Here is a 24,644-nt window from a genome sequence, read left to right on the forward strand (position 1 = left end):
ATATTTGCGATAGGTGCTTTTAAGGAGTTATAATTGTAGTTCTTATCAAATTCCCGTTGGCATCATACGTGTATTCAATCTTCTTGCCGGAGATAAATACAATTTTCATCAGCCGACCAGCAGAATTATAGATATAACTTTTATAGTTCTTAATCGCTGTTTTCTTTACAGAGTTGCTTGGCAAAGACTCATTTCCAGCCCTATCCATTGAACGTATTGTAAACGTATATTCCTTTTTGGGATCATTCGGTAAGACAAGGCTGGTTGTACTCGTCGATCCAATTAAAACGTCGTCTTGATATATGTTAAACATCGTTTCATATTCTTTTGATTCTTGTAGAGCGTCCCAGGATAATTCAATAAAAAAAAGATTGTCTACTTTGACTTTTAAACCTTTTGGGACTTCCAGAGGTTTACTTACAGGTGTAACCCCCAAAAAAATCCCCATAATACTAGAAACATCCTCTTCATCAATGACTCCATCGTTGTTCATGTCAGCAATATTGATTTGCTCAGGTGTAAGAGCTATTTTTCCTTTTATATATTTATTAACTACTACGGCATCCCCGGGAGTAATCACACCATCACCATTGACATCACCTTTAAGAACAGTTAACTCTGCTGCATGAACTTCATATGAGAGCAAAGTAAAAGAAAAAGAAAATAATAAAATCCATATTAAGAAAAGCCTACTGCTAATTTTTAATGAACATTGTTTTTCCCCACACATATCAAGTTGTTCTCCTCTGTAATGATAAATTAATATAAAACTAATTCTGACAAATGAATTGAATCTTAGCTTTCTCTTTCCAATTAAATAAATTCAAATCACAAGCCAATTTCATCTGATACCAAGAATTTTTCCAACTCCTTTCTGTTTTTTTATTGATTAATATAAATAGCTATCTCATTATCAGCGATTCTATACAAATTAGAAATAGGCTTTTTTTGTTTCATCTTGTCTTTTTATGTCGAATAATTTCCAGTTCACTTATATAAAAATAGAAATATTATGAGTTATACTTTTATTTGTAATATGTAAATCATTTAATGTAAATACACATATTAAATGAATCTATACTATTTTTTTATGAGAACTGGTGATTTTCAGTTTGTTCTCATAAATAATCATTGGGTACCGCAGACAAGCCCCTCCTATCTTCATATGCATTTTCGGTTATTTGAAAAAAATATAAATCCCCTTGTTTAATGCACAATAAACCTCGCTAGCTTAAGCCAGTGGGGTCACCTCTATCCATCTTAAAACCACTGAAATACTTGCTAAAAGTAGCAACATATATATACACGAATACACAGTATTCAAATTATGTTTCAGACAATTCAATCTGCAATGGAAACTGCTTCATACCTCCCTCATTAAACCAAGTCTTTTTTCGATAAACGCCCTACTAGTCGCACCTTTCTGGCAAAGCTGTCCATACGCTGTATCCACAGAATATCGATCAATCAAAAACGATTCTGTCCATGCTCCAAAATGATCCTCAGACCAGTCATGCTGAATTGCATAGTCGGCTACTTGAAATAGACTTCCTACGTGAACCTTTTTCAAAACCTTGCGTTTGGCTTGATCCCAATTACGAAAAGCAGCATCCGATCAACTCCGTCACTGGGGCTGGAACCTCTTCCAAGTTTGAAATGAACTTGTTTAAACTTGACCCACTAAAATCTATGTCCTGGTTAGAGGCCCAAGCAATGAACTTCCAGATCAGTTGCTCATCTACATACCGATTTCGATCTGCTTTGGTAAAAGCGATCTTCTCGAAGAACATGTGCTGCGCAAGCTCCTGTACCGTTTCTTTAACAGCAGGACTTACCTTGACCCTTGTTTTCTCTGTAGATGTTAAAGGCACAGACTGATTCACACGATAGAACATCTCCTCCACTTCTTCGAAAGTGCATTCACTAAACTCAGTCACCGTGAAGTTGTACGTAAGGAATTCGAATTGTGCATCAGAAGATAATTCATTGTATCGCTTACCAGCAATCGACTCACCATTAAAATCCGCTGTTCCATTACTCAACTTATACTCACCATCCGCAAAGAAGAAAACAGACTCCCAACGTTGTCTGCCATCAATAACCCAAATATACCCGTCTCCGTTATTCCAAACGAGAATATTAGGAATGTAGTGATCTCTAATGACAGAATCTACCAGGTACGAACGTCGATCATTCTTCCACACGCTGTTGCGTTGGAATGGCAGATCGAATCGAATACGGTCACGCATATTTAAAAGGCTTTTTGTAGTACGCTGAATGCTTGCTCTTTTCATACTTGTATCCTCCTTGAATTAAGAAAACAGGACGCACTGTGCACGTCCTGTTCTTTGGTCATATATCAAAAGCCTGCTGTATAGCTTGATCCTCAAATGACGAAGCTCGAACAATTCGATCAGAAAATCCATCTACTCCACGAATGGATTCTTTCCCTAATAACAAGGACAAGACAGAAAATCCTTTTTGTTCTTTCAAGCTAGTCCACGCTTTTAAAAAATCATGATTTACATGTGCTTCCCCATCAGTAACAAAAATAATATCCGCTTGATTAAATCGACTTTGTTTAATGATTTCGCTTGCTTTGTTTAAGGGCTGTACAAAATTCGTACCTCCGTCAAGAAAAACGGTAACAAGCTGGATCATATCTTGTACTTCAATTTTTCCTTGCTCATAGATGATCGCATCAGAAGCATGTGAGGAAAACGGAATCCACGCAAAATCCCTTCTCTGTTTCCGGGCGATACTCATGAGAGCTAAAGCAAATCCCTTAGAAATCGTATCCTGACCCTTCATACTCCCGGATTGATCGAGACACAGGATAATGGGCCCTTTGCCGAGATGTTCTTTTCCCTTGGTATCATACTGAAGAGTTTGGCCTTCCGCATATCGGCGTAAGAAATCCAATTTGCTAATAGGGCTGGCGTAACTGCCTAGCTCCATCGGCAGCAGTTGCTCAATGTCACAGCCTTGCCGAATTCCATTCCGATCAATCGCATCCTTGTGTTTAGAACGCTGTTTGCGATTGGCAATGACCTTCATTCTCCCTGCCCATTTTGCAATTTCTTTCAACTTCTTATTATGACTCAACTTTTCAGCTAGAAATAATTGCTCTTTTAATGGAACCTTCTTCAGCTCACTATCACCACTTCCGGCCTGTATTCCACCTAAAATGGATTTCACATTTTCTTTAGTCTCTATCGCTTCATCCGCAGCCTCAGCGAGCAATTGAGATAATTGAGAACCGTTCTGATTAAGCGCTGCAGACAAAGCATCTGTAGCTTGCTGGGAAGCTTCCTGATCCCCTTGAATGAGGTGCTGCAAAGCTTCTGCTAAGTCTTGATCTTGCTTGGCTTGTTCTTTCAACCATCTAAGAACCGTCTCACTGTATTTCGTTGTTCCAATGGCTGCCGCCAGATCATCCAGGCGAGTAAATTCACGAAAATCCAGATATCCTTGATCAGTCATGATTCTTTCCATGAGCTGACGGTTCATTCCAAGTTCTTCAGGAACCTCATCAAGCAGCTCTGGCTTCATTTTGAACAATCCGGCCCATAGATCACTCATCAAAGGCTGGATCAAAGGAAAAATGTTCTTCCCCTCTTTTCCAATCTTCTTCAGCTTGCCTGACATTTCCATTAACTGTCCAAATCGTCTTCGATCATATGCATCTGTGTTTAAAACAGATTTCATAGGTTCCTTCATCTGCTACACTCCTAACACTTGTGACGCAATACCACTCAGAGTACTTTGAACAGTTGCAATGGTACTCTCAATTTCAAGTCTGTTTGGATTGTCTTTTTGAAGTTTTTTCATCTCATTGACCAACGATTTCAGTTTCTTCGTACTTTCAACAGCAACGTCTGTAGAATTACTGGACTGATTCAAATTTTTCATAATATCTGCTGTTTCAGCTTCAATTTCTTGAATACGTGTCTTCACCGCATCCTGAGCATAATTCCGTACGATTTTCATGACCTTTTCGCGTTGTTCCGGTTTTTCCCACAAACTATTTTTGAGAATCATGAGGTCTTCCAAGTTCGCCTTATCTCTGCCACCAAGTACGGCCTTCGCACGGATTACAGAGAGAGTCTGCTTAAAACGTCGATCTGAAGGATGAATCCCTTCATCCATCAGTTCTCTCCTAATTTTGCTCAAGGCATCAAAAACCTCATCAGGAATCACTACGGTGTCACTAAAAAATTGAAGTTGAAACAGTTCTTCAATATTCATATCTGCAGGAGCTGGTGAAGATCCTTTCAACATGGATACAAAAGACTGATCCTCTCCGATATAGTTAACCTCAAATCTCAGTAGAAATCGGTCAAACAATGCCTCCAATCCTTCCCCCTCCTCAGGATACTCATTCGAGCTGCCTATGAGTGACATGAGCGGAACTTGTGCTGGCGCACCATCATTGTAAAATATCCGTTCATTAATGAGTGTCAAAAGCGCATTCAGAATGGCACTATTCGCCTTAAAAATCTCATCTAGAAAGGATGTATGTGCCGTTGGTAATTTGCCAGCCGTATTCCGCTTGTACACACCATGTTCCAGTTCCTTTAAGGATACAGGACCAAATAGCTCCTCTGGTGTACTGAAGCGTGTCAGCAGCCACTGAAAATAATTCGCTCCTGTAATCCGTTTGGTCAGATCACTCACCAATGCGCTCTTTCCCGTTCCGGGCGGTCCGATCAGCAACGCATGTTGACGAGCAATCATGGCTACCATTAGCCCCTCAATGACTTCTTCACGTTCTGCATATTGTTGTGACAACGCATGTTGAATGTTTTTAATTTTCATATTTAATTCCTCCATATCTTAGTTTTAGAAATCAAAAAGAGCTGAACCTAAAGAGAAATAGGGTCAGCTCCGTTTCAACAAGAATATGTGAAAATCAATCGGCCATATTTGCCAAAGCATCCGCGACTCTCTTACGAATGAGCGAAACATAAGCCTCCATTTCTTGCAAATTTCCTGTAACAATACTTTCGTAGTCTTTAAAGTTGCTCACCACATTTTTCGCATCTTCAAGAATAGCTTTTAGATCATTCTTCTTGAGCTGATTCTCAACCCCGTTCTCACAAGCAGCCAGCGTTGAACGCAGATGATCCATCAATTTCCGAGTCACCATGTTTTTCATATCCAACGTGTTCATGACAGGAACCTTCTCTGCTTCCCCTTTTTCAAGAGAAACAATAAATCGGATCAGTGCATCCAAGTTCCCATCAAATTGTGCCGGAACAAAGTAGACACCTCCAGTTGGCCTTACTGGGGTTGGTGACATACTCTTTAAAGCATTCGTAATCACGGTTCGCAATGTCGTAGAACCATAGTTGTTTCGGAAGATATCAAATTGCAGGGCAGCATTACTAACGAGTTGTTGCGCCATGGAAGAGACGTAACTGGCATCTACCTTCTCCGTTTTCCGATCCAATACTAGCGATCCTACATCCGGGATGTAGTTTAATCTTCTCCCTTTGGTATCCACCGTTTCGCAAACCAAATTACGTTGCACGAAAGAACTTGTCGATGCCACCTCTCTAAACATGTAGTTCTCATATACACCTGGCGACATCTCCCGTTTAAACTTTTCACTGGTCGCTCTTCTAAAAGCATCTGGTAGACGGATTGCATTCGGCATCCACCCTTCTCCCAGCCCTGAATCAATGAGTTTCTGTTTCAAGTCGTCAGGCGTGATTAGCATATTAGATAACGAGTTCCAGGTTAAGAATCCAATTGCATCTCCTTGACCAGCCGGAACCACAACAGCATCTTTTAAGATTGAGTTCATAGTAAAGGCCTCCTCGTTTTTGGAATAAAGAAAAACACTTGAAAGTTGCTCAAGTGTTCAGATCAGATTTTATACTTGCTTAGAGATAGTCTTTGGCTGGCTTACTGCCACCATAAAGTTCAAAGTTGCTTGTGATAAAGTGCTCCAACTCCTCACGGGTGACCCCATCAAACTCTTCAAGTCTTTCATAAATGTACATTTTCTCCAATGCCTTTACGTATCGTGGGTAAGACTTTTCCACGATATGTTGAATCGTACTCCAGTGCTGAACAAACTCACAATCGTAGAAAACGTTATTCCCGACATCGAGTACACCAAGACCGGTAGCCCCAAATCCTCTTTTCTTGAAGTCAATTTCCAACTGCCTATAAACCTCTTGTTCAAAAATAATTTCGAAGATGAGTTCACCATCTTGCTTCCAATTTGCCAATGTAATGCACTCAAGATTGAGTCGTTTCGTGTACTCCCTGAGCAAGTTTTCCAAAGATTCATCCGACAGTTTAGACAAGTATTCATAACAAGCAAATTGCTTTGCTTTATAAAACTTTCCTTGAATATTCTCTTCAACATGCCGCTGGAGGACAATACGTACATGCGCCAGCGGATCATATGTAAATTTCACTGTTTTCATCCTACCTTACCTCCTTTATCTGCAAAAGATATCCTACACGCTGGCAGTATTCCAAACGACTCATCCTGCCTAACATGTAGTTATGAAAAACACGTTCAATTGAATGAGATACCGGCTCTGGACAAACTCTCCAATTATTTCTCACTTCATATCACTCTCCTTATTAAATTGAAAAGCCGATTTCTTCGCATGAGTGTACATGCATGAAATCGGCTTTCTGTATTGTTCAAGCTATACACGAAACATTTTCACTCTCGGTATAACGATTGAACTCTCATTCATTTGTTGTGTCAGGTCAGCAATATTGGATACCAACTGCTTTCGACCTTCTTCTCGTTCTTTAATGTCATCCAGCAAGTCTTGTCCAAAGACCATTACTTGCTGCACGCTTTGCCAAAAAGGTTGTCCTTTAAGGGCCTGCACATTCATTTCATTTCCGTCCGTTTTGTAGAAGAAACTTTGAGTTGCCATATCGAAACGGACGGTATCACTGATTTTCACTTCTAGTTCAACGGTTCCCCATACTTCTCCAGCGACATAAACGGTTACTGCGGCCATCATCTGAAGAAAGTCCACAGCATTTTTATGGCGTTTTTTCTCTTCATGAAGGAACCCACCTACTGCTGTATGAATCGCACTTTTCGCATTTTTACCTCTGAACAGATTAAACATTTTAACCATCCTCTCCATTTTTAATGAAACGCAAAAAAGCCGATCTCCGCACGGACGAATCCATGCAAAAATCGGCTTTTAGAACTCAAGTAACATTGCTTTTCCAAGAGCCTTTCGGTACTCTTCATTCCTTGTCTCCAGCAAACGGGAGTTGCGGAACTTCATTGGCCTTTGCCTTTTGTCCTACATTTTTCCTCTCTTCATCAGAACGAAGCTGTAGGTTGAGGTAGTACTAAACTTGTTCTTTCGATACAAGTTACCCTGCTGTTATAAACCCTGTGAAGCGCAAAGTCAAAGCGTAGGGTATTCCCCTTGTCTCCAGCGAATGGGAGTTTAGGATTGAAGAATAATTACAATTTTACTATACCATTGGAACACATGTTAGTTCAATAGTAAATCGAAATCATGCACATTCAGGATTTTTTTACCTGAACTCAAATGTTACGTCCGAGTTTCACATATTCTGGATCGCTAGACTGAAAGTCAATTAGTAGTCATATGCTACTATAGTTAATCTGACCGATTGACACGACTCTGATTTCATTTCGATCACCTCAATTAGTTTATAGGTACAAAAAAAACGACCACTAAAGGTCGTCTCTATCACAATTAATTCAATTTCTATTTGCTTATCCAAACTTTCCTTAACTTCGAGAGCAAATAAAGTCGCTTTCATTATCAAACTTTCTATATGCTTATATTCTAATAGATCTGGGTGATAATTTCTTGAGCTAGGGCTATCGGGATAAATATACGCATCATATATTAAGTCATGAAAGTGATGAGTTTGGTTTAGGAGTTCCTCAATCAAATTCATTGAAGGTTTAATAAAAAACTCGTTCACCCTAATATTTCGAATTACTGAACCACACTCATCTTGGACTTGATCAGATATCTTTTGGAACTCTTCATGACTGATTTTTTTATTCTGAAACTCTTTTAAAGCTAAGCTTAGTTGCTCTAATTGTCTAGCTATAACATAAAGACCGCGTTGTGTTTCCTGAATCTTATCAATTATGATCTTCTTCTTTATTAAGATCATCTCTGATCGATGACTCAGTTTATAGGTCAAGATACCACCAATTAATACACCTACCACCCCTACTACTCCTGAGACCAATGCCCCTAATAACGTTATGTCCAAAAAATATCCCTCCCCCTTCTAATTCGACTTAAAATTTTTATTATCCTTCTTTGAGTTAGTTTCAGTGTTTGGATGACCACTGTATTCGCGTGTACGCTCAATCAGTGCCTGTTCTACGCTCTCCAAATGACTGATCCCTGAATCCGGACGTTCTCCATGACAAGAAGCTTAAAACGGCTGATAATCCATCATATGAGAGCAAAATAAGCACCACGATGGGTGCTCTACTTAGCAGGCAATTGGATCAAAGATTTCAAATCAAAAAATTTAATAAACTCTCTTCCAAATGGCGTTAAGACTATTTGTGTATTAGTAAGGGTTAGTCCTCTACCTTTCATCCCACCTTTAGTTGAAACAACATTAGAGAAAGCAGAAACAATACTCTGTTGCACCTCACTAGTTGATCTAACTCCTTTATCAATAAGTCCTAATTTTTCGAGATGATTCTCTATGTATTCATAGTATTTCACATCACTCCCTGGTACTTCTTCATACTCACTTGCTCTTCTTGCTGCTTGTTTCCCCTCTGATGAATATGTCATTAGATGTTTAATTTCAGTAACTCTCAATTGCTTCAAGATATCAAAATGAATCAACACTTTATTTTCTTCAGTTATTTTCTGATCATAAATATATTCAATACCATTCATAATCAAATCAGTTTTTTCTTCTTGTTGTTCTTCTAATAATTGATCTAACATGAATGGAAATGCTCTCTCCTTAAAAAATTGACTGACAAAATCATCTGGTCTTTCCATCATGCTATCTGATAAGCGTTGAATTCTTAGTTCTAGATATTTTATTTTTTTTTGAAGTTCTCTCATTTTCAAAGAACTCAATATCTTTCCCACTAAAGGTATATGATCCATAGTCCCCTCTATTGATACACCAAGAGCCGAGTCTGGGTCGATACCAAGAAATTTAGTTAGTGACGTTACGTTATCCATCTCCATCTCCCTTTTCTTTATTTTATATCCTTGGAAACAAACCTGGTTTACTACAGAACTGCTTAACGCCGTCCCATCTACATTAAACACATCCTTTGCATTTCTCTGGCTGCTTGTTTGGACAAATGCGATATTCTTACGCCCTATGCTGATACTTCAATTCCTCGACTAAAAAAGTCGATCCATCGAAGGAACTGATATGTATGATGTTGGTGTTACGCTCTATAAGCATGCGTCCGAAAAGGTCGTAGCAAATGCGCAACGTTCTTTTCCTTAAAAGCAAACATACTTTTAACTATAGAGGAAGCACAAGAGCATTAACTAGAAAAACAAAGTCAACTTATCAATTCATCTAATTCTCTCATGCCTTTCTAAATCAATTATGCACTCGTCTTTACATCTCTCGGTTTCTTTGAAGCGGACAACTTTTCTTTCATTGTAAGCAACATCTCCACCAGTTCATCCCGAGCAATCAGCCTTACCCCATTTGATTTAGCAAGCTGATATGCCTGCTCAGTATAATTGCTATTCGTGACAACCCATGCTCCATTTGCTCTATAATGTGCCTTAGCTCCTTGAACCTCTTGAACAGCTTTTAAGCCAACATTTTTTTTATAACGTTTAGCTTGAACAACGATTCTTTTTCCATCTTTGGATATAACCAGATCGGCGCGATAATCACCTGCAGCTTTTGTCACTTCCGCCTTAAACCCTTGTGAACGGAATAGGTGCCCAAGATAGTGCTCAAACTGCACTCCATCCATTTTGTCGATCTCTGCAATACCTGATCTCTTCAGTCGTTCAGCATGCTTTTGTTGAATGATAACCGTTAAAACAATAATTCCAACAACTCCAAGAAATTCAACGACAAGTGAAGCTTGCCGTTTCATTCACGCCTTTTTCTATGCTCCTAATGTTCTGGGAGAATGTCTCGATACAACAACTAATAAGAATGAAAATGTAAAAGTGATGTACGTGATTCGGCAGATTAATAAGAGAGATTGGAGTATTTATACAATTGATTGAGAACTTCTTTATTTTTTTGTAAGAAAGCTTCTTAAAACGGGCTTTTATAATGTTATTTTGAATTTGGTCCAATGCTAATAGCTACCTATGTCGATTTTGCTGACTAATTAATTCTCGAAATTATTTTTTTAAAATACTTATCTATATGTGATTAAAAATGTAAAAAAAAGCCCATTCTGAGAAGAATGAACTTTTTTTTACATTTTACTCTTTCTTTCTGTAATCATAGACATCGTCAGGAACATTTAGTTTTACACCATTAATGGATACAATATCGTTACTTTCCCAGATGATAGTCGCTTTTTCAACTTTATTTTGGAAATATATAATTTTATTTGGTTTTGAGCCATCATTGTACTGAAGTTCACATAATATGGCTAACGAAGTTGTTGCTCCTGCATCAGAATTCATCGCCTTAATTGTAAATTTACCATCGGGTGAAACTGATTCTGATATAACTTCCCCTTTTGGAAGTCGTTCTAAGTCATAGTACCAATTCCACAAGGATACAAAAGCAATAGCTACTGCTAACACCAAAAAACTACTTATCAAAAAAACTTTTATCTTTTTACTTTTCACTGAATCGTTCTTCCTCCAATCTCTACTAAAATAAAATATACCTCAAAAAATGAGGTATATTCCCATTATATCATTTATTATCCGTATTAAACATACTAATTCCCCATTCAATCATAGCTTGATCTTGGGGGTCGTCAAAATATGTTTTCCACCAAGAAGGGTGTGCTGTTCCTGAATATATCTGATAAGCACCTGCTACGGACTTTAAAATGCTCGCTGGGAAAAGGTATCTACCTACATAGCCGTAGTGAATATTCCCAATATCCTCACCGGTGATAATCCTACCATTAAACTTATAACGTTTACTTACTCCATATTTAAGTTTGTAATCCCATGGGCCGCCACTCTTTACCTGAGAAGCAAAGTAAAGGCCAGCTCCAGCCAAATCATTTGGATACATATACAACATTCGTAAGCCATTACCTCTCATTTGCTCCTTAAAAATATTCGTAATTTCTTGAATACTTCCCTCATCAGGATCTGCTTGAGGAGTTATTACACCACTACTTTCATACATTTGTATATAATTCAAAGTAGCTGTTGCTTCATCTAAAATTTTATTTATATCAAGGCCTTCAACATTACCATTAATTAATGCTTGTTCTACTTGATTATGTTTACGTTGAACATCTTTTAACAATTTATCTGTAAAACGTTCAGAAACTGTGATATTTTGTTCTTTCGATTGTAAGTTTTGAGAAGCTGACACAGAATAAGGCGTGAGTAGAATTGATGCTGCGACTGTTCCAATAATTAAACTGGTAATTTTCTTTTGCATTACAAAATTCCTCCTTATTAATTAATTACTTCATGTGTATTATAAACCAACTCATTTGTCGAAGTAAGGGGAATTTTGTATGTTTAACTCATAAATTTCATTTTTAAACTCGTTTATTGGAACGTTATTTATATTTAATTCTTTTTTATCATGACTTGCAAATGATTTGAGCAAACACCAGTTCCATTGTTATTTTCACAAACTTCTGGCAATAAACCTTGACCATAAAATAATTGTTTATAAGTATTCAATGGTAACTTCAGAAATATAGCTTCTCCTTTCTCCATTGACCAGTCAAATCAATAAATGCTCCTTTAAATCTACCTAACTGAAGCTGGCGAATAGTCTCATCTTTGGGCATATGCATGATTCGTGACAAATCTCTGGATGTGTAGTAATCATCCACTTTAAACTCCAGCGTAATTCCTACACTCATCTCATAAAAGAACATAAACAAGTGTTCACATGCTGTATGTCCTAATTTGCAGTTCCTCACTAGGTCGGTCCAATTATATTTTGTTAGATCGCTTAATAAGATATTTACTCCAAAGGAACGTTGTAAGCACACCATAATTGACTTCGTTAATGGTGTAAGAAGCTGTTCACTACATCCATATAAATCCAAAGACATGAACGGGGCACGGAATGCAACGCTCTCCTGAATGGAAAACCCACGATCTGCCATCATTTTCAAATGAGATTTGAAAGCTTTGTACTCCATATCCATCGTCGACCCTCACCTTACTATTTGTTTTTTTCCATATTCCATAACTTATGAATCTTCGCTTATAATGGTAAGTTATTACTGAATGATATAGAAAAAGCGAAAGTAATGACGATACGACCTGTTGTTATTTGTAGCCGCATGCGTTACTCTCGCTTTTAACATAAGAACTTTCTTCTTCAGTTTAAAGTCTAATCGTTATTTTTATGGACTCCTTTTGCTTGATATGGCTGTAGGATTATTGAGCAACATCACGTATCCAATCCGCATTCATCGCAATCTCCTCATCTGACATGTCAGCGATATTTTCCAGCCTCTTGAGCAATTCGTGTCGTTTCATAGTTTTCCTCATATTTCTTTTCCTTTGTTATACGCTTGCAATACCATTCGCGTTCGATGCCCACCATCCTGAATCACAGGAGTTTCCGGCCACCAACCAATGATATGATCCAGGTGATTACCGGGTTCTTCATAAAACTCCAATGTCTCATTCAACTGTGCAATGTGTGCAATGTTTCATTTATAACATCTAGCAGACATTCTCTTTCATCTAGCAGTTCTCCGACCATTGCGTTCCACGGTGCGCTTAAAAATGCATTTCTTAATCTCTTCTAAGTTTATACGGTATCAGTTCTAATTTCATACTCTGTCTCTCCATATTTTTCGGCAACTTCTCCCAAATGATTGCTCCTCGAGGATGTGTATAAGGAATCAGCTCCGGGTAAATTATTAAATTTTCAAATACCCATGCCCACGGTAACCAAGTATGCTGCTTCGGCACGCTGACGAGGCGTAGCTATGAACATACTTACTCTATGGTCTTGTGTATAAGAAACCAGTTCACCGTCACACACCCGATAGGATCATGCTCTATGATGTCACACTTAGACACTCCAAATAGTGATGACTGTTTTTATTTATCGCAACCTCTGGTATAGCTAATGCATGGCTAGGATTCGTTGCAAAATCTCTTGCTGAAACGGAATATGTTCCTTTAAGGATATTTCCCTTATGATGACGATCTTCTTTTGCACCCTGAAGCACTTCCATATATATTAAGTTTATTACTCATACCTTGTAGTTTACTCATGGCCAGCCTCCGTTCTTTCTACTGACAGCAACGGAATATCAAGCACATCGTAAATATATATTTCAATATCACGGTATACAACCACGCTTTCATCGTCCGTACAACAATCCTTTGTTTTAAAAATTTTGGCTGAGGGTAAACGGGATGTGATCAGTTTGACCAGCTTGGAACGATTATTATCGTTGTCTACCAACTCCGGGCTACGTCCACCTTCTTTATAAACAATGTCCCAGTCCTCCTCGATCAGTTCCTGTATACGTTACTTGCGATTCTTTTTGTCTGTCTCAGGTGTCTTGCTGAACGTGTACAGGTGATCCAACATAAAGCAAAATCGAGCTTTATAGTGGCCGTATTCTGTAAATACCTCGTCAGACACATGAGGGAATCAGTATTGGTTCCACCAGTTAGAGACTGTAGATGCAAGAAACTGAAGTTGTTCCTTCAAACTGTCGATAGGTTTGTTCTCACCCAATTGTCTTTCAAGCTCACGAATACGGGCACTTGCCTCTCTAATCCGCAGATGTCGCTCTTCCTTCTCCTTAGTAAGACACTCTCATAGTTCAATTGCTTGGATACATCGCTGATATGACCTTCAATTAAACCGGACAGTATCCCGGCCATCTCCTGAGTCAAATTGTCCTTGCTGATCCAATCATGAAGTTGTTTGACAGCAAAAAACTTATACTTCAGCGTTTTAATTGCAACTGACTTCTCATCAGCATTTAGGATAACTTTCATTTCATTTTCAATATTCAATCACCCTCCCTGATTTTGATGCTATATATTTTTCTTACTTTTAGACTGCGTTTGTATTCCAGCACGCTTATTTATGCTTTGGAGTTCTTTCATACTTAAAGCAATACTACTCGTCACTTTCCTATCTTCAATCTCGGGCAGCTTCACAAACTTCTGACTGCAAGGCACTTAGGCGAAAGTAGCGTTTTGACCATCATCTGCGATTACCTCATAGCCAATTGCTGTGTATCCATGTATCTTCCGACCATGCAATGTCTTCATCAGACTTACCACCTCTCTTTAAGACCGCCTAGCTGCACGCCACTCTGGTTTGCCGACAATATAGCCGACCAATCGCCCTCACGCTCACGTAAACGTTGTGACCCAAGTCTCCCTGATTGCTGTACACTCCACAACGGTTCTGTAGCAGCCCGTTCCAATTCCAACCGCAGTTTGTAACACGGTTATGGAAAGTGGCATAAGGAATCCCATTCTACTCAGCAAGCTGGACGTATTCTTTGGGAAGCACACGTACACATTCTGATGCTTAAGAGCTTGTTCTCGTATTTCTTCTGAAGTTTGTAGCAGCTTCATTGCTGCCTGCTCCATCTTCCACCCTAATCTGATCCGATTGTAGAACGTGTTCTTGTTTATTCCGTTTTCTAATGCAATCTGTAGCCACTTCCGACGATTCGTGAATCCTCGCAGTGGTGTTGTCATCGCACGTTCTTTCGTCCAGCCTTGTGCACGAATTCGACGATCCAGCATGGCAGGCTTTATTCCTATTTTCTCAGCCTCAACATATTCTTCAGGCGTGATGTAAAACCAATGACTCAACGTCTCGTCCTCCTTTTAAACTAAATAAATCCCCAGTCTAAGCAACTGGGGATTTATACAATATTTCATCTTCACTTCACCTGTTTTAACTGACGCAATGTAATACTCTTTAAGACTTCAGAAGAAGCACTAAGCATCAAACCAGCAATCCAACGTTCCTTCGTTGTCTTACTCAAAAGCTGTTTCAAATACCGCTCCTTTGCTGACATCACATCATCCCCAATTGCTTCAGGGATACAAATCCCTCAACACCAACGATAATATGGTCCAGTACGTTAATATCAACAATTGCACCGGCATCATATAACCGTTTAGTGACCTTGATATCTTCCTGGCTCGGAGTTGGATCACCTGAAGGATGATTATGCACACAGATAATAGAAGCTGCATTCTTTAAAATTGCTTTTCTAAATAATTCTCTAGGGTGCACTATAGCAGCATTTAATGTCCCAATCCCTATCGTTTCCTTAGAAATAACACGATTCTTAACATTCAGCATGATTGCAACAAAATGCTCATTAGGAAGGGATGACATCTCAGCAGCTACGAGCTGATACACATCTTCAGGCTTTCTAATCTCACTAGGAACATCTTCTTGCATTACTCGCTCCACCAGTTGTAATAACTTTTCAGCGTGTTCACGTCTTCGTCGAGGCAAAGAAGCCAATTGAGTTTCATTTACCGAGAAGTTTTTCATATATTCCCCTTTCTGTTTATCCCGACCCCGCAATGGCGGTGTCGGAATTAAACACCGCCATTTATTGCCAGGCGAAAGGCTATTTTGAATTAGTTTGTCGTGTCGAACTACACTTTGCGAGAAGCAAAACGTTTAGTCTCTTTCAACGTACCATACCCGGACAAGGAAACGTCCTCCCAACCAAGTTTTTTCAGCGCAGTTGAAGAAAGACTCAGGTAATCCCAAGCATTTTTCCCTTCCGCTGTGATCGCCACCGCAAGTTCACGCAATCCATCAGGTTTAAAAGACCAGCTTCTGGTATTGCTGTACTCCCAAACTTTATCCGCAGCTTGAAGTGCTCCATTTTCATCAACATAAGTCTTCAAACATTCTTTCATCTGTTTCAATGCAGCCTCGGTTCTTTCGATTTCTAACGCGATCTGGATTGCCTTCTCTATTGTTAATTTTTCATGTATTTGTATTTGTCATATATAACACTCCTCAAGTTTTTGTTTTTTTGTAATGCAGAAGACAAATATTTTCCAAGGGAATAATTCGTCATTTTATACGCACCTATAACTTTTTATAGATGTAGCCATTGGTGGAAAGGTGAAGGCCACAGGTTGTTATTGCAATCCCATTAAGACCCGTGTCGAAGTTCTGAACAACTTCAAACCCCTTACTTTCCAAATATCGCCTGGCTTCTGTCCCGTCGAGATCAGCAAAACATTGATAGTTATGATCTACAATGAATTCTCCTGACTCAGCAGCATTAATGATTTCGTCTTTCGTCATATTTTTATCCCTCCAAAATACATTTTCTCAAAGCTTTATACATTCCATTACAAACGGGCAATGTTTGCAGGGACTACCCGGTGTAGGTCGAAAAAGCGAAGAAGCCATATCCGGGAATGATTCCAGACATGACTTCTTCATTTCAATCTGCTCCGCAAGCTGAATGGCCCATTCTCTAGCCTGGTTTCCATCAGATTCGTTGTAAATAAACGATTCTGCTTTCCGAAACCGTAGAAAAAACAATGTGCCTTTGACTTGACGAAGACCTCTCATTTTCATAGTGGCCCATGCGTACAAAGCAAGCTGCCTTGTATCATGGACCCCGTAAAGTTTCCAATTCGACTTCCAATCCCAGAAATGTACTTCCTGAAGCAAATCAATGTACCCCTGAAGCTGGATTCCGGACGAAGAGTCCAACGGAAGATTAAAATGAATCTCCGTTTGACCCTTTACATCAGGAGCCTGCTGAAGCAACTTCAAAACTTCTTCATAAGTCACTTCGGGATGAAAATCGGCTTCGATTATAGCTGCCAAGATCGCTTCATGTTCAGACATACCATTGATTTTTAGCTCAATCGCCTTATGCACTGCTTTACCGAGAGCGAGTGGTTTTGTAACCGGCTCTGGTCTACCCAAAATATACTTCATATAGAAGCGAAATGGGCAAGTTTCATACAGGGAAAGTCGTGAGTATGAGAAGATCATGTGATTCCCAAGTATGTTTGGCATAGGTTCTTAGCAGCATCCACCTTTTTAGCTACAACATCACTTTGAACAGTGATATCCTGCTGTAAATGATGCTTGGCAATGAGTAAGAAAGCTATGACGGCCTGATCATAAGGATATGCGCTTGTTTTACAGAACTGAAAATATTGATCATTTTCATCGGGCTCATTCCATAGATACAACACCCGTGGAAAAACAAAGTCTTCATACCTATCTGCACCCACACCATTAAATAGCAGATTGTCTTCATTAATAACGGGATCTCCTGTTCCTCCTGGACCAGCAAGTAACACTCCTACCCCTGCGAATACAGGTAACAAACGTTTAAAGTCAGTCAGAATTTTAAGATACACATCGAGTTCGATCTCCCTTACTCGATACCAGAAATGGGTATATCCCATATTCATTCACTCCTATTTAAATGAGAGTTTGTCGGTTTTTAGAATGGTAAGTCATCATCTGGAATTCCCCAGTCATCGCTTGCCGTGTTCGTTCCACGACCGTTTCCACTGTTTCCGTTCTGTTGATTTCCTGTCCCCGGTCTTGAATCGTTTGAAGAAGTAGTACCACCAGACTGAGGAGTGAGGAATCTAACGTTGTCGGCAATGATTTCAGTTACATAAACACGTCTACCCTCGTTATTTTCATAGTTTCGTACTTGAATACGCCCTTCGACTGCAGCCATATGCCCTTTTTTCAAATGGTTTGCACAAGCCTCAGCAAGTTGTCTCCAAGTAACAACAGGAATGAAATCCGCTTCTCGTTCTCCACCTTGACTAGTAAAAGGTCTATCCACTGCCAAAGTAAATTGCGTAACGGCCACTCCAGCGGGAGTATATCGCAGCTCAGGATCACGAGTCAGACGACCAATCAAAATTACACGATTCAACATTTTTCTCCTCCGTCCATGCCTGCCTTTGTAGGTTCAGGACTTACAGGTTTCGTTTTAAACTGGTCCACAAATCGCTCGACATCCTCTGTCCACTTTGGACGGGAGGCACAAGAGTAGATTTGTAGTACACTTTCAAGGAGAGGCGATTCAATCTCTCGCTCTCGTTGTCTGATTTTTTCAATGTAGTTCTGATACGTACAGGTTTTGATCCCCACAATTAATTGAAAATAGGCATCTCGCTGCTCCTTCATCAGAAACTCTTTCCATGAGTCCCAAAACAGATCAAGGGAACGCATATAATACGAGAAATCCCGTTCCCTCATCTGCTTCCAGTTTGGTTCTCTCACGCCAGTATGTTCTCTCAGCAACCTTCGCTGATTTTGGCTGAGACGCTCGGCAGGATGAATAATTCTCCGTTTTCGGAATCGTTGTTTTACGTTCTCCTCCGGGATATTTTCCAACAGAGAAATAAAGCGAAAAACACCACCACTCTCATTACAAAACCAGCATTTGAACACTTGGTCTTTGCTATTGAGAGAAAGGTAGTATCTTCGCTTTTTACTTGGCTTTGAATCCTCATGACAGAAAGGACACTTACACGCCACTTCTTCCCTTGATCTGGAGTGTGGATTGATCTGCAGACCATGTTGTTCAGCAATGGCCACAATATCAGGAAGCATGATCAATCACAGCTCGTATCATTTCCTCCTGGCTGGGCGGAAGCTGAATCTGTTCCCAATCCGGGGAAAGAACAATTTTGCGTGTAACCGTATGAATCGTTTTTTCTGGTTCCCACCATTGCCAACGGCGATATAGCTCGGCTGCCACCTGAACATGTTTACATTCCTTTTGTCCATAGTGACAAGCTGGGCAATCGTGAGTGATGATAAGGTCATTGAAATGAGGTTCAGCTTTGACCAAATAAACACCATTGTTCCGACTAGAAGGGAATACACAGATTAGTGTGTTCCCGTCTGTAAACGTAGCGTTCACTTTCGTCATGCCGCTTCACCTACAATCGCAATTGATTTCACCATCTTGAATCCATTGTTCATTTCAAATTCAATTTTGAATTGTGAGTTATTTGATAGTGCATTAATTTGTTCAATCGTCACTGGCGTATTGGCAAGTACCACAGACTCTTCACCCGTTGCAATATTAACCACTCGTAATTTAGCGAAGGTAACGCCTCCTGGAGAAACTCCTGTTGCCATATCCAGCATTCTATACAATTCTCCTGAACTTGAAGTAGCAGGCTTAGTCGAAGTCGCATCCTTCTGTCCTTTTTTCTCTGAAGAACCTGATTGGGTACTCGAAGTGCTACCAGAAGAAGGTTTCTTTTTATTTTGTTGAGTGGATTGAACAGGTTCCCCTACTTCGATTCGCTCCGCATCTTCAACGGTTTCAATCTCGCTTTCATCCATCATGCCAAGCCCCGATAGAGATAACGTTACTCTTCGTTTTGCCTTCGTTTCGGCCTTCATGATGGCGTTGGCAAGTTCATCTGCAGTTAATGGGAGAATTCGGCCTGTAGGTACTTTTCGATTCCTCATCTCGTCCCATAACTTCTCTTCTTTGGTCAGCGAGACAGCACCAATGGATTCATCGGTCCGGCCATCTTGAGTTGTTCCGCGAGCGGTCACACAGTAAACGTCACCCACCTTTTCACGGCTTGTGATCGTAATACTGATATTTTGTATTTTACGAAGCTGGTCTGTAGCGTCACGCTTGGCATACAGTACAAGCTTCCCGTCCAGTTTCAAATAATCGAATGGTTTTGTCAGGGGATTCAGTCCTACACTCTCACAAACCTTGGTATAGTACACAAACCTTTCCTCTGGTTTGAGTGATGATAAATCTCCTTGAATAACGACCTTTTCCATAATCGACAAATCCATAACTTCAGCCATCGTTGCTCAGCTCCTTATTTTAATTTGGGATCTACAAACGTCTGTTGAACGAGCTTATCCAAATTACTCCAGATCGTTGTCACCTCACGTTTTAACGATTCAGGTGCTTCCGCGATTAAATCATCCAAGAGCGAAAGTGCTTCCTCCAAAGTGGCTTGAACATTTAAAACAACATTAGTATCAGGTTTCAACATAAGATTCATCGTCCTTTCAAAGGTTTTATAAAATGCAAAAAACCGAGCTTCACATGAAATGACTCATGCAAAAATCGGTTTTTAAATCAACATTATTCTATTTTGAACTAACCCAGCATTGAGGTTGCAGCTTGCTCATCAATAATCGGCTGCACTCCAATAATCTTTAAGGCTTTAAATACTTTAGACAATGAATCAGGCTGTATGTCACATCCGAAATTCGAATGCACAAGTCCAGCTTGAATCACTTTAATGTCTTCTAGCGGAACTCCCGCAAGATCAGCAAGTTGTTGCTGCGTGTAACCCAATTCCAGTTGTCTTGCTAGAATCATCTGTCCGACAGCAACTTCAGGACCATCCAGATACTCTGTAGCTCCCGGAATTTCTCTAACCTCAGCTTTTAGCTGTTCAAAATCCCTTTTTAAATGACTGTATTTATTCATCCATTTCATCCCCTTGTGAAAAAATGTGTTTCTCTGGAGATTTTATAAACGCAATATACTGTTCTTCTGACTTTTTTATTAATTGTTCAAATTCTTCAGAGTAGGTCCTGGCTTTTACTGTAGCCTGAGTAAACACCAGCATTTGAACATCTTCTAACGAATATTCAAAACATATCGCTCTAAACGCTCCAGCACCTCTCCAGTTCACACGGAATTCAAGAAGTGGTGGATGATCTCTAAGCTCTTTGATGACTCGGATAGTATATAACGAGTTGCCTTCCAGGGAAGTCGTAAAAAATTCAGTCATGGAACGAATCATTCCCCTTTTTTCCACAAACTCAAGGGCTTGAAAAATAAGCTCAGCAAGTTGAGTGAAAAGTGGATCAGCTTTTGCTCTTTGAATCAATTCCTGCAAGCAAAGCTTAACCTGAGCCTTCCCTTCTTCATCCTTCAAAAACCAAATGACTGTCTCCATTATACCATCCTCTCAATTTTAATTAAAACGCAAAAAAGCCGATCTCCGCACGGAAGAATCCATGCAAAAATCGGCTTTAAAACTCAATAACATTGCTTTTCCAAGAGCCTTTCGGTACTCTTCATTCCTTATCTCCAGCAAACGGGAGTTGCGGAACTTCATTGGCTTTGCCTTTTGTCCTACATTTATCCTCTCTTCATTTCTGTCTTCATCAGAACGAAGGTGTAGGTTGAGGTAATACACTAGACTTGTTCTTTCGAAACAAGTTACCCTACTTTATAACTCTGTGAAGTGCATAGTCCAAAGCGTAGGGTATGACCCTCTTCTCCAGCGAATGGGAGTTTAGAGTTGGAAAAATTAACAATTTCATTCTAGCACATGTTTATGAGTAGTACAAGCAGCCATGTATTTTAAGATCACTGCCATTTCCCTGCTCGATGACGCAAGAATTTATAATCCTCTCTTAAATCCTGATCCAGCAACAAATGTGCCGCTGTCAGTACATCATTGTATGGGATCACATTCTCCAGGTTTTCCGAAAGGACAATGATAGGTTGAGAGCAATATCGTAACTCTCTTTCTAGCGAAGCAGCATCCTCTTTGCCTCGCAGCACAAGTACGTATCGTATATGCTCTCCCATTTGCACCTTTCCAGTAAAAGGCCAAGCTGCCGGAAGTATTTGAAAACCCTTTTGTTTTTCTTGCAATGCACAACAAAATTGAAAAAATACCAGTTTAGACAATACCGATTCAATGCTCCAGTGCCGCCAACTATTAACGGGCTGATCCATTTTAAAAAGATCAATGCTACGTGGGCCAAGTGTAAAAATAGGAATGGTATTCTTATTCTTTTTCAACTCGTGTTGAACGAGCTTTTGTTCGGCAAGCATTCGCCGGATTTGATGTCGTTTCCAGTGAAACAGACGTGCTATTTGCACGCTACCAATACAGCCAATATGTCCGATGGCTTGCAACCCCAATCCCTCTGTTGGCAAGCGTACTGGGGCATAACCTGCAACTATGGGATCCTCCAGAACAGTGGGTACAAATGTCCAATCAAAAGACAGAGAAAAAGGAGAACGAGCCAAAGCCCGATCCCCGGCCATGTTATCCATGTAGTTTCCTCCTCTTACCGCTTCCGTGTAATCCGAGCCATGATCTGTTGTTTTTTCAGATCTACATTGATGACTTTAATAAACACTTTATCTCCACGTTTAACCTTATCAAAAGGCATGTGACGTACTAATGCGTCTACACCCCGTTCCAAATTAACAAAAACTCCATATTCCGCAACCCCAGAGACAGTTCCAATGTACTCTCCACGAGTATTGTACCGCTTGCTGCAATCCGGCCACGGACTCTTATCCAGTGCCTTTTTACTGATTACAACTTTCTTCTGTTCTTTGTCCAACTCGACTACCTTGACCTTAAAATGATCACCAATTCGAACCACATCTCGCAAATCATCTGTCCAGCCATAAGCAAACTCTTGAACCGGCATTTCGACTTCAATACCCCCAATATCTACTGTCATTGCTTTCGTATGAACGGTACGTACCACTGCGGTTATTGCCGCGCCTAGTTCAAGCCATTTCCACGTCATCCCTTCCATTTGCTCTATCGCTAATTGACGGGAAGCAATGAACGTATCTCCATCACGATCATACGTTACGATTTTGAAAGCGACCGGCTCCCCAAGCAAACGACGAAAGGCATGGGCATCCGTTGTACCCGAAAATTCTTGCGGGATATATCCTCGTACATCACCGACTTGAACTACTCCGCATAGCTTGTTCAATTTCACTTCCACACCAACCATGTCAGCCTGCAAAATCAAATCGTTTTGTTTGGCGCTATAAATCTGTGCCCAGCCTTCGTCGTAACTGTTTCGCTCCAGTTTGTCTTCGTTATAGCCTTCAATCAATACTCTTTTCAACTCTTCACGCATGTGTAAAACCTCCAATAAATTAATTTTGGCAATATAAATAACCTCACTGACATTCAGTGAGGGTGCTACTCAAACGGATCAAGATCATCTCCATGTTCATGCGTTGATTCACCCTGATCGGGACTGTCTTCTGGCTTGGTTTCTCCCACATGTGGATTAGGAGGGACCGGGATCGTTTCGTCATCCAAGTCCGTAGGAACGAACTTCAGTTTCGAAGAAATGTTTTCCTCAAACCCGGACTGTTCTGGATGTGACATTGGCTTATGTGAAACTTTAGGCTTGCGTTTAAAATCAAATATAAACGCCCAGTACTTCTTTCGTACCTCCCATTCTCGGCGTTCCTTCCAATCACGGGGAACAAATGACCCTTTTCCAATTTTCGGCGGCAACGGAGTTCCATCATCCAATAGCTTTGCTACGTAATGAAATTTGGGTAAGCCATCCATCATCTGTGTGTAAAAAATCCGATCTTCTTCTTTTTCCGTATCTCTATAATTCTCAGGTAGCAAATTCGGTAGTAATATCTGCTGCTTAAACGTGCTTTGTCTGCTAATAATCTGCTTTTTACCAAACTCCCGGCTAAATTCGAGCGCATCCTGATAAGCAAGGCCACCAAAAGCAATTTTGTTTCGACAACTTGTTAAGATGGATTGCTTCATGGCTTTAGCATTGATTTTACCCGCTTCAACCTCCAGTTGGCCTAGGGATTGCGTAGCAAATATTCCGGCTGTCCGATATTCAGCTGCAATGGATAAGAATAACTCCACATCTGGATTAATGTACCTGGAGTATTCATCCACAATCATCACATGGGGAACGCGCGTGCGCTCGGTTCCCGGTCTGCGAAACGTTCCGCTCTGTAAATGCATGACAACAAACTGTCCAAAGGCATCACCCGCTTTACGTAACTTCCCCATCGCTGTATTTACAGCCATCACACCACCCGTTTCAAAATGTCTGTCCATATCAAAATCAGATTGTCCCATGAGGATCGGCTCCAAATGACGATTAGATGTCAGGTTCTCCAATTGTGCACGAAGACCAATGACAAACTGCTGATACTTTTCCTTCTGGGCTCCAAGTAGCTCCGATTGAAAAAATTGGACCAGATCGGATTCACCTTCTTTGAAGCGCAACTCCTGCACCTTGTCCTCAAGAATACGTTGATCTCGCATCGTTCGAAGAACATCCCCCAGGTTTACATCATCTAGGTACAAGCGTTTCAACAATTTCGTGATATTTCGACCAGCCAGTTCTTGGACTGTGGCAAAAAAGGCTTCTTGCTTGCCAAACATGGATTTCAACACTGTTACCGTCGCTTCAGCCACATCATCTTCATCCCCCTTCATGACCGGGAAACGAGCGCTGTGATCAGATGTAGGATCAACGTGTACGCAAGACATGTCCATTTCACCGCACATCTCATTGACCATGTCTGCGACGTCACCTTTCGGCTCAACAACGGATAGTCCCAAGGGAATACCCTTTTTTTTCATCAGGAGGAGCTGATAGATTATCGGCTTGAGAAGAGTCGCCGTTTTCCCGCAGCGAGTCGGACCTACAGCCAGCATATGGGTGAACATATCACTCCCACCCCATTTGATCATTCAATC

32 protein-coding genes and 1 pseudogene are annotated in these 24,644 nt (G+C 40.3%); all 33 read right to left on the reverse strand.

Annotated elements, in window-relative coordinates; translation table 11 throughout:
- Positions 1 to 19: 19 nt before the first annotated feature.
- On the reverse strand, positions 20 to 730 hold the full coding sequence (locus tag BMW94_RS16095) for a dockerin type I domain-containing protein (RefSeq protein ID WP_090999916.1): 711 nt from the start codon (positions 728 to 730) through the stop codon (positions 20 to 22).
- 865 nt (positions 731 to 1,595) lie between these two features.
- Positions 1,596 to 2,294 carry a DUF262 domain-containing protein gene (locus BMW94_RS16100; RefSeq protein WP_090999918.1) on the reverse strand — a complete coding sequence of 233 codons (699 nt, stop codon included), beginning with the start codon at positions 2,292 to 2,294 and terminating at the stop codon, positions 1,596 to 1,598.
- Positions 2,295 to 2,352: 58 nt separating this feature from the next.
- Entirely contained in the window at positions 2,353 to 3,720 is a 1,368-nt protein-coding gene (locus BMW94_RS16105) for a VWA domain-containing protein (RefSeq protein ID WP_090999920.1), read from the reverse strand.
- 3 nt (positions 3,721 to 3,723) lie between these two features.
- Entirely contained in the window at positions 3,724 to 4,818 is a 1,095-nt protein-coding gene (locus BMW94_RS16110; RefSeq protein ID WP_090999922.1) for an AAA family ATPase, read from the reverse strand.
- Between the two features lie 94 nt (positions 4,819 to 4,912).
- Positions 4,913 to 5,809 (reverse strand): DUF6744 family protein, encoded by an 897-nt coding sequence (locus tag BMW94_RS16115; RefSeq protein WP_090999924.1) that lies wholly within the window; start codon positions 5,807 to 5,809, stop codon positions 4,913 to 4,915.
- 79 nt (positions 5,810 to 5,888) lie between these two features.
- Complete coding sequence (locus BMW94_RS16120) at positions 5,889 to 6,440, reverse strand: hypothetical protein (RefSeq protein ID WP_090999926.1); 552 nt, start codon at positions 6,438 to 6,440, stop codon at positions 5,889 to 5,891.
- A 231-nt stretch (positions 6,441 to 6,671) separates the two neighbouring features.
- Positions 6,672 to 7,112 carry a hypothetical protein gene (locus tag BMW94_RS16125; RefSeq protein ID WP_090999928.1) on the reverse strand — a complete coding sequence of 147 codons (441 nt, stop codon included), beginning with the start codon at positions 7,110 to 7,112 and terminating at the stop codon, positions 6,672 to 6,674.
- 487 nt (positions 7,113 to 7,599) lie between these two features.
- A complete protein-coding gene (locus BMW94_RS16130; RefSeq protein ID WP_090999930.1) occupies positions 7,600 to 8,256 on the reverse strand; it encodes a hypothetical protein in 657 nt (218 codons plus the stop codon).
- Positions 8,257 to 8,480: 224 nt separating this feature from the next.
- Positions 8,481 to 9,203, reverse strand: a complete 723-nt coding sequence (locus tag BMW94_RS16135; RefSeq protein ID WP_090999932.1) for a hypothetical protein — start codon at positions 9,201 to 9,203, stop codon at positions 8,481 to 8,483.
- Positions 9,204 to 9,583: 380 nt separating this feature from the next.
- Positions 9,584 to 10,093, reverse strand: coding sequence for a restriction endonuclease (locus BMW94_RS16140; protein WP_090999934.1), 510 nt, complete (start codon positions 10,091 to 10,093; stop codon positions 9,584 to 9,586).
- A 340-nt stretch (positions 10,094 to 10,433) separates the two neighbouring features.
- Positions 10,434 to 10,808, reverse strand: coding sequence for a DUF5412 family protein (locus tag BMW94_RS16145; protein ID WP_090999936.1), 375 nt, complete (start codon positions 10,806 to 10,808; stop codon positions 10,434 to 10,436).
- 70 nt (positions 10,809 to 10,878) lie between these two features.
- The gene (locus tag BMW94_RS30755; protein ID WP_217648188.1) at positions 10,879 to 11,586 is read right to left on the reverse strand and encodes a polymorphic toxin type 44 domain-containing protein; all 708 of its coding nucleotides are present in this window, start codon (positions 11,584 to 11,586) and stop codon (positions 10,879 to 10,881) included.
- A gap of 259 nt (positions 11,587 to 11,845) precedes the next feature.
- Entirely contained in the window at positions 11,846 to 12,313 is a 468-nt protein-coding gene (locus tag BMW94_RS16155) for a hypothetical protein (RefSeq protein ID WP_090999938.1), read from the reverse strand.
- A 1,079-nt stretch (positions 12,314 to 13,392) separates the two neighbouring features.
- On the reverse strand, positions 13,393 to 13,593 hold the full coding sequence (locus BMW94_RS16165) for a hypothetical protein (RefSeq protein ID WP_090999942.1): 201 nt from the start codon (positions 13,591 to 13,593) through the stop codon (positions 13,393 to 13,395).
- Positions 13,594 to 13,841: 248 nt separating this feature from the next.
- Positions 13,842 to 14,156, reverse strand: a complete 315-nt coding sequence (locus BMW94_RS16170; protein WP_090999945.1) for a hypothetical protein — start codon at positions 14,154 to 14,156, stop codon at positions 13,842 to 13,844.
- Between the two features lie 345 nt (positions 14,157 to 14,501).
- Positions 14,502 to 14,972 carry a hypothetical protein gene (locus BMW94_RS16175; protein ID WP_090999947.1) on the reverse strand — a complete coding sequence of 157 codons (471 nt, stop codon included), beginning with the start codon at positions 14,970 to 14,972 and terminating at the stop codon, positions 14,502 to 14,504.
- A gap of 71 nt (positions 14,973 to 15,043) precedes the next feature.
- Positions 15,044 to 15,181: a hypothetical protein gene (locus BMW94_RS30550; protein ID WP_175480727.1), complete on the reverse strand. Its 138-nt coding sequence runs from the start codon at positions 15,179 to 15,181 to the stop codon at positions 15,044 to 15,046.
- Positions 15,181 to 15,669 carry a JAB domain-containing protein gene (locus BMW94_RS16180; RefSeq protein ID WP_090999950.1) on the reverse strand — a complete coding sequence of 163 codons (489 nt, stop codon included), beginning with the start codon at positions 15,667 to 15,669 and terminating at the stop codon, positions 15,181 to 15,183. Before BMW94_RS16180 ends, BMW94_RS30550 begins: the two co-directional genes overlap by 1 nt.
- 107 nt (positions 15,670 to 15,776) lie before the next feature.
- Positions 15,777 to 16,034, reverse strand: a complete 258-nt coding sequence (locus BMW94_RS16185) for a hypothetical protein (protein WP_254790254.1) — start codon at positions 16,032 to 16,034, stop codon at positions 15,777 to 15,779.
- A gap of 187 nt (positions 16,035 to 16,221) precedes the next feature.
- Entirely contained in the window at positions 16,222 to 16,443 is a 222-nt protein-coding gene (locus BMW94_RS16190) for a hypothetical protein (protein ID WP_090999955.1), read from the reverse strand.
- Between the two features lie 27 nt (positions 16,444 to 16,470).
- Complete coding sequence (locus BMW94_RS16195; RefSeq protein ID WP_368086914.1) at positions 16,471 to 17,172, reverse strand: PD-(D/E)XK nuclease family protein; 702 nt, start codon at positions 17,170 to 17,172, stop codon at positions 16,471 to 16,473.
- Positions 17,145 to 17,570 (reverse strand): hypothetical protein, encoded by a 426-nt coding sequence (locus BMW94_RS16200; RefSeq protein ID WP_090999957.1) that lies wholly within the window; start codon positions 17,568 to 17,570, stop codon positions 17,145 to 17,147. Before BMW94_RS16200 ends, BMW94_RS16195 begins: the two co-directional genes overlap by 28 nt.
- 38 nt (positions 17,571 to 17,608) lie before the next feature.
- Entirely contained in the window at positions 17,609 to 18,061 is a 453-nt protein-coding gene (gene ssb, locus BMW94_RS16205; RefSeq protein WP_090999959.1) for a single-stranded DNA-binding protein, read from the reverse strand.
- On the reverse strand, positions 18,055 to 18,408 hold the full coding sequence (locus BMW94_RS30945; protein WP_254790255.1) for a hypothetical protein: 354 nt from the start codon (positions 18,406 to 18,408) through the stop codon (positions 18,055 to 18,057). The genes ssb and BMW94_RS30945 overlap by 7 nt, the downstream gene beginning before the upstream one ends.
- A gap of 114 nt (positions 18,409 to 18,522) precedes the next feature.
- Positions 18,523 to 18,741: pseudogene (locus tag BMW94_RS31315) on the reverse strand (CHC2 zinc finger domain-containing protein); the annotation flags it as partial.
- Complete coding sequence (locus tag BMW94_RS16215; RefSeq protein WP_254790256.1) at positions 18,731 to 19,063, reverse strand: hypothetical protein; 333 nt, start codon at positions 19,061 to 19,063, stop codon at positions 18,731 to 18,733. The pseudogene BMW94_RS31315 and the gene BMW94_RS16215, both read right to left, overlap by 11 nt.
- Entirely contained in the window at positions 19,060 to 19,971 is a 912-nt protein-coding gene (locus BMW94_RS16220) for a hypothetical protein (protein WP_090999963.1), read from the reverse strand. The genes BMW94_RS16215 and BMW94_RS16220 overlap by 4 nt, the downstream gene beginning before the upstream one ends.
- A gap of 14 nt (positions 19,972 to 19,985) precedes the next feature.
- Positions 19,986 to 20,165 carry a hypothetical protein gene (locus BMW94_RS16225; RefSeq protein ID WP_090999964.1) on the reverse strand — a complete coding sequence of 60 codons (180 nt, stop codon included), beginning with the start codon at positions 20,163 to 20,165 and terminating at the stop codon, positions 19,986 to 19,988.
- A gap of 107 nt (positions 20,166 to 20,272) precedes the next feature.
- A complete protein-coding gene (locus tag BMW94_RS16230; RefSeq protein WP_090999966.1) occupies positions 20,273 to 20,608 on the reverse strand; it encodes a helix-turn-helix domain-containing protein in 336 nt (111 codons plus the stop codon).
- On the reverse strand, positions 20,601 to 21,083 hold the full coding sequence (locus BMW94_RS16235; RefSeq protein WP_090999968.1) for a hypothetical protein: 483 nt from the start codon (positions 21,081 to 21,083) through the stop codon (positions 20,601 to 20,603). The genes BMW94_RS16230 and BMW94_RS16235 overlap by 8 nt, the downstream gene beginning before the upstream one ends.
- Before the next feature lie 416 nt (positions 21,084 to 21,499).
- The gene (locus BMW94_RS16240; protein ID WP_090999970.1) at positions 21,500 to 22,198 is read right to left on the reverse strand and encodes a hypothetical protein; all 699 of its coding nucleotides are present in this window, start codon (positions 22,196 to 22,198) and stop codon (positions 21,500 to 21,502) included.
- Positions 22,199 to 22,212: 14 nt separating this feature from the next.
- Positions 22,213 to 23,031: a S1 RNA-binding domain-containing protein gene (locus BMW94_RS16245; RefSeq protein ID WP_090999972.1), complete on the reverse strand. Its 819-nt coding sequence runs from the start codon at positions 23,029 to 23,031 to the stop codon at positions 22,213 to 22,215.
- Between the two features lie 65 nt (positions 23,032 to 23,096).
- Positions 23,097 to 24,638: a type IV secretory system conjugative DNA transfer family protein gene (locus BMW94_RS16250; RefSeq protein WP_090999974.1), complete on the reverse strand. Its 1,542-nt coding sequence runs from the start codon at positions 24,636 to 24,638 to the stop codon at positions 23,097 to 23,099.
- Positions 24,639 to 24,644 lie beyond the last annotated feature (6 nt).

The sequence above is a fragment of the Paenibacillus sp. OK003 genome, assembly GCF_900109515.1.
In the GTDB taxonomy this organism is placed as follows: Bacteria; Bacillota; Bacilli; order Paenibacillales; family Paenibacillaceae; genus Paenibacillus; species Paenibacillus marchantiae.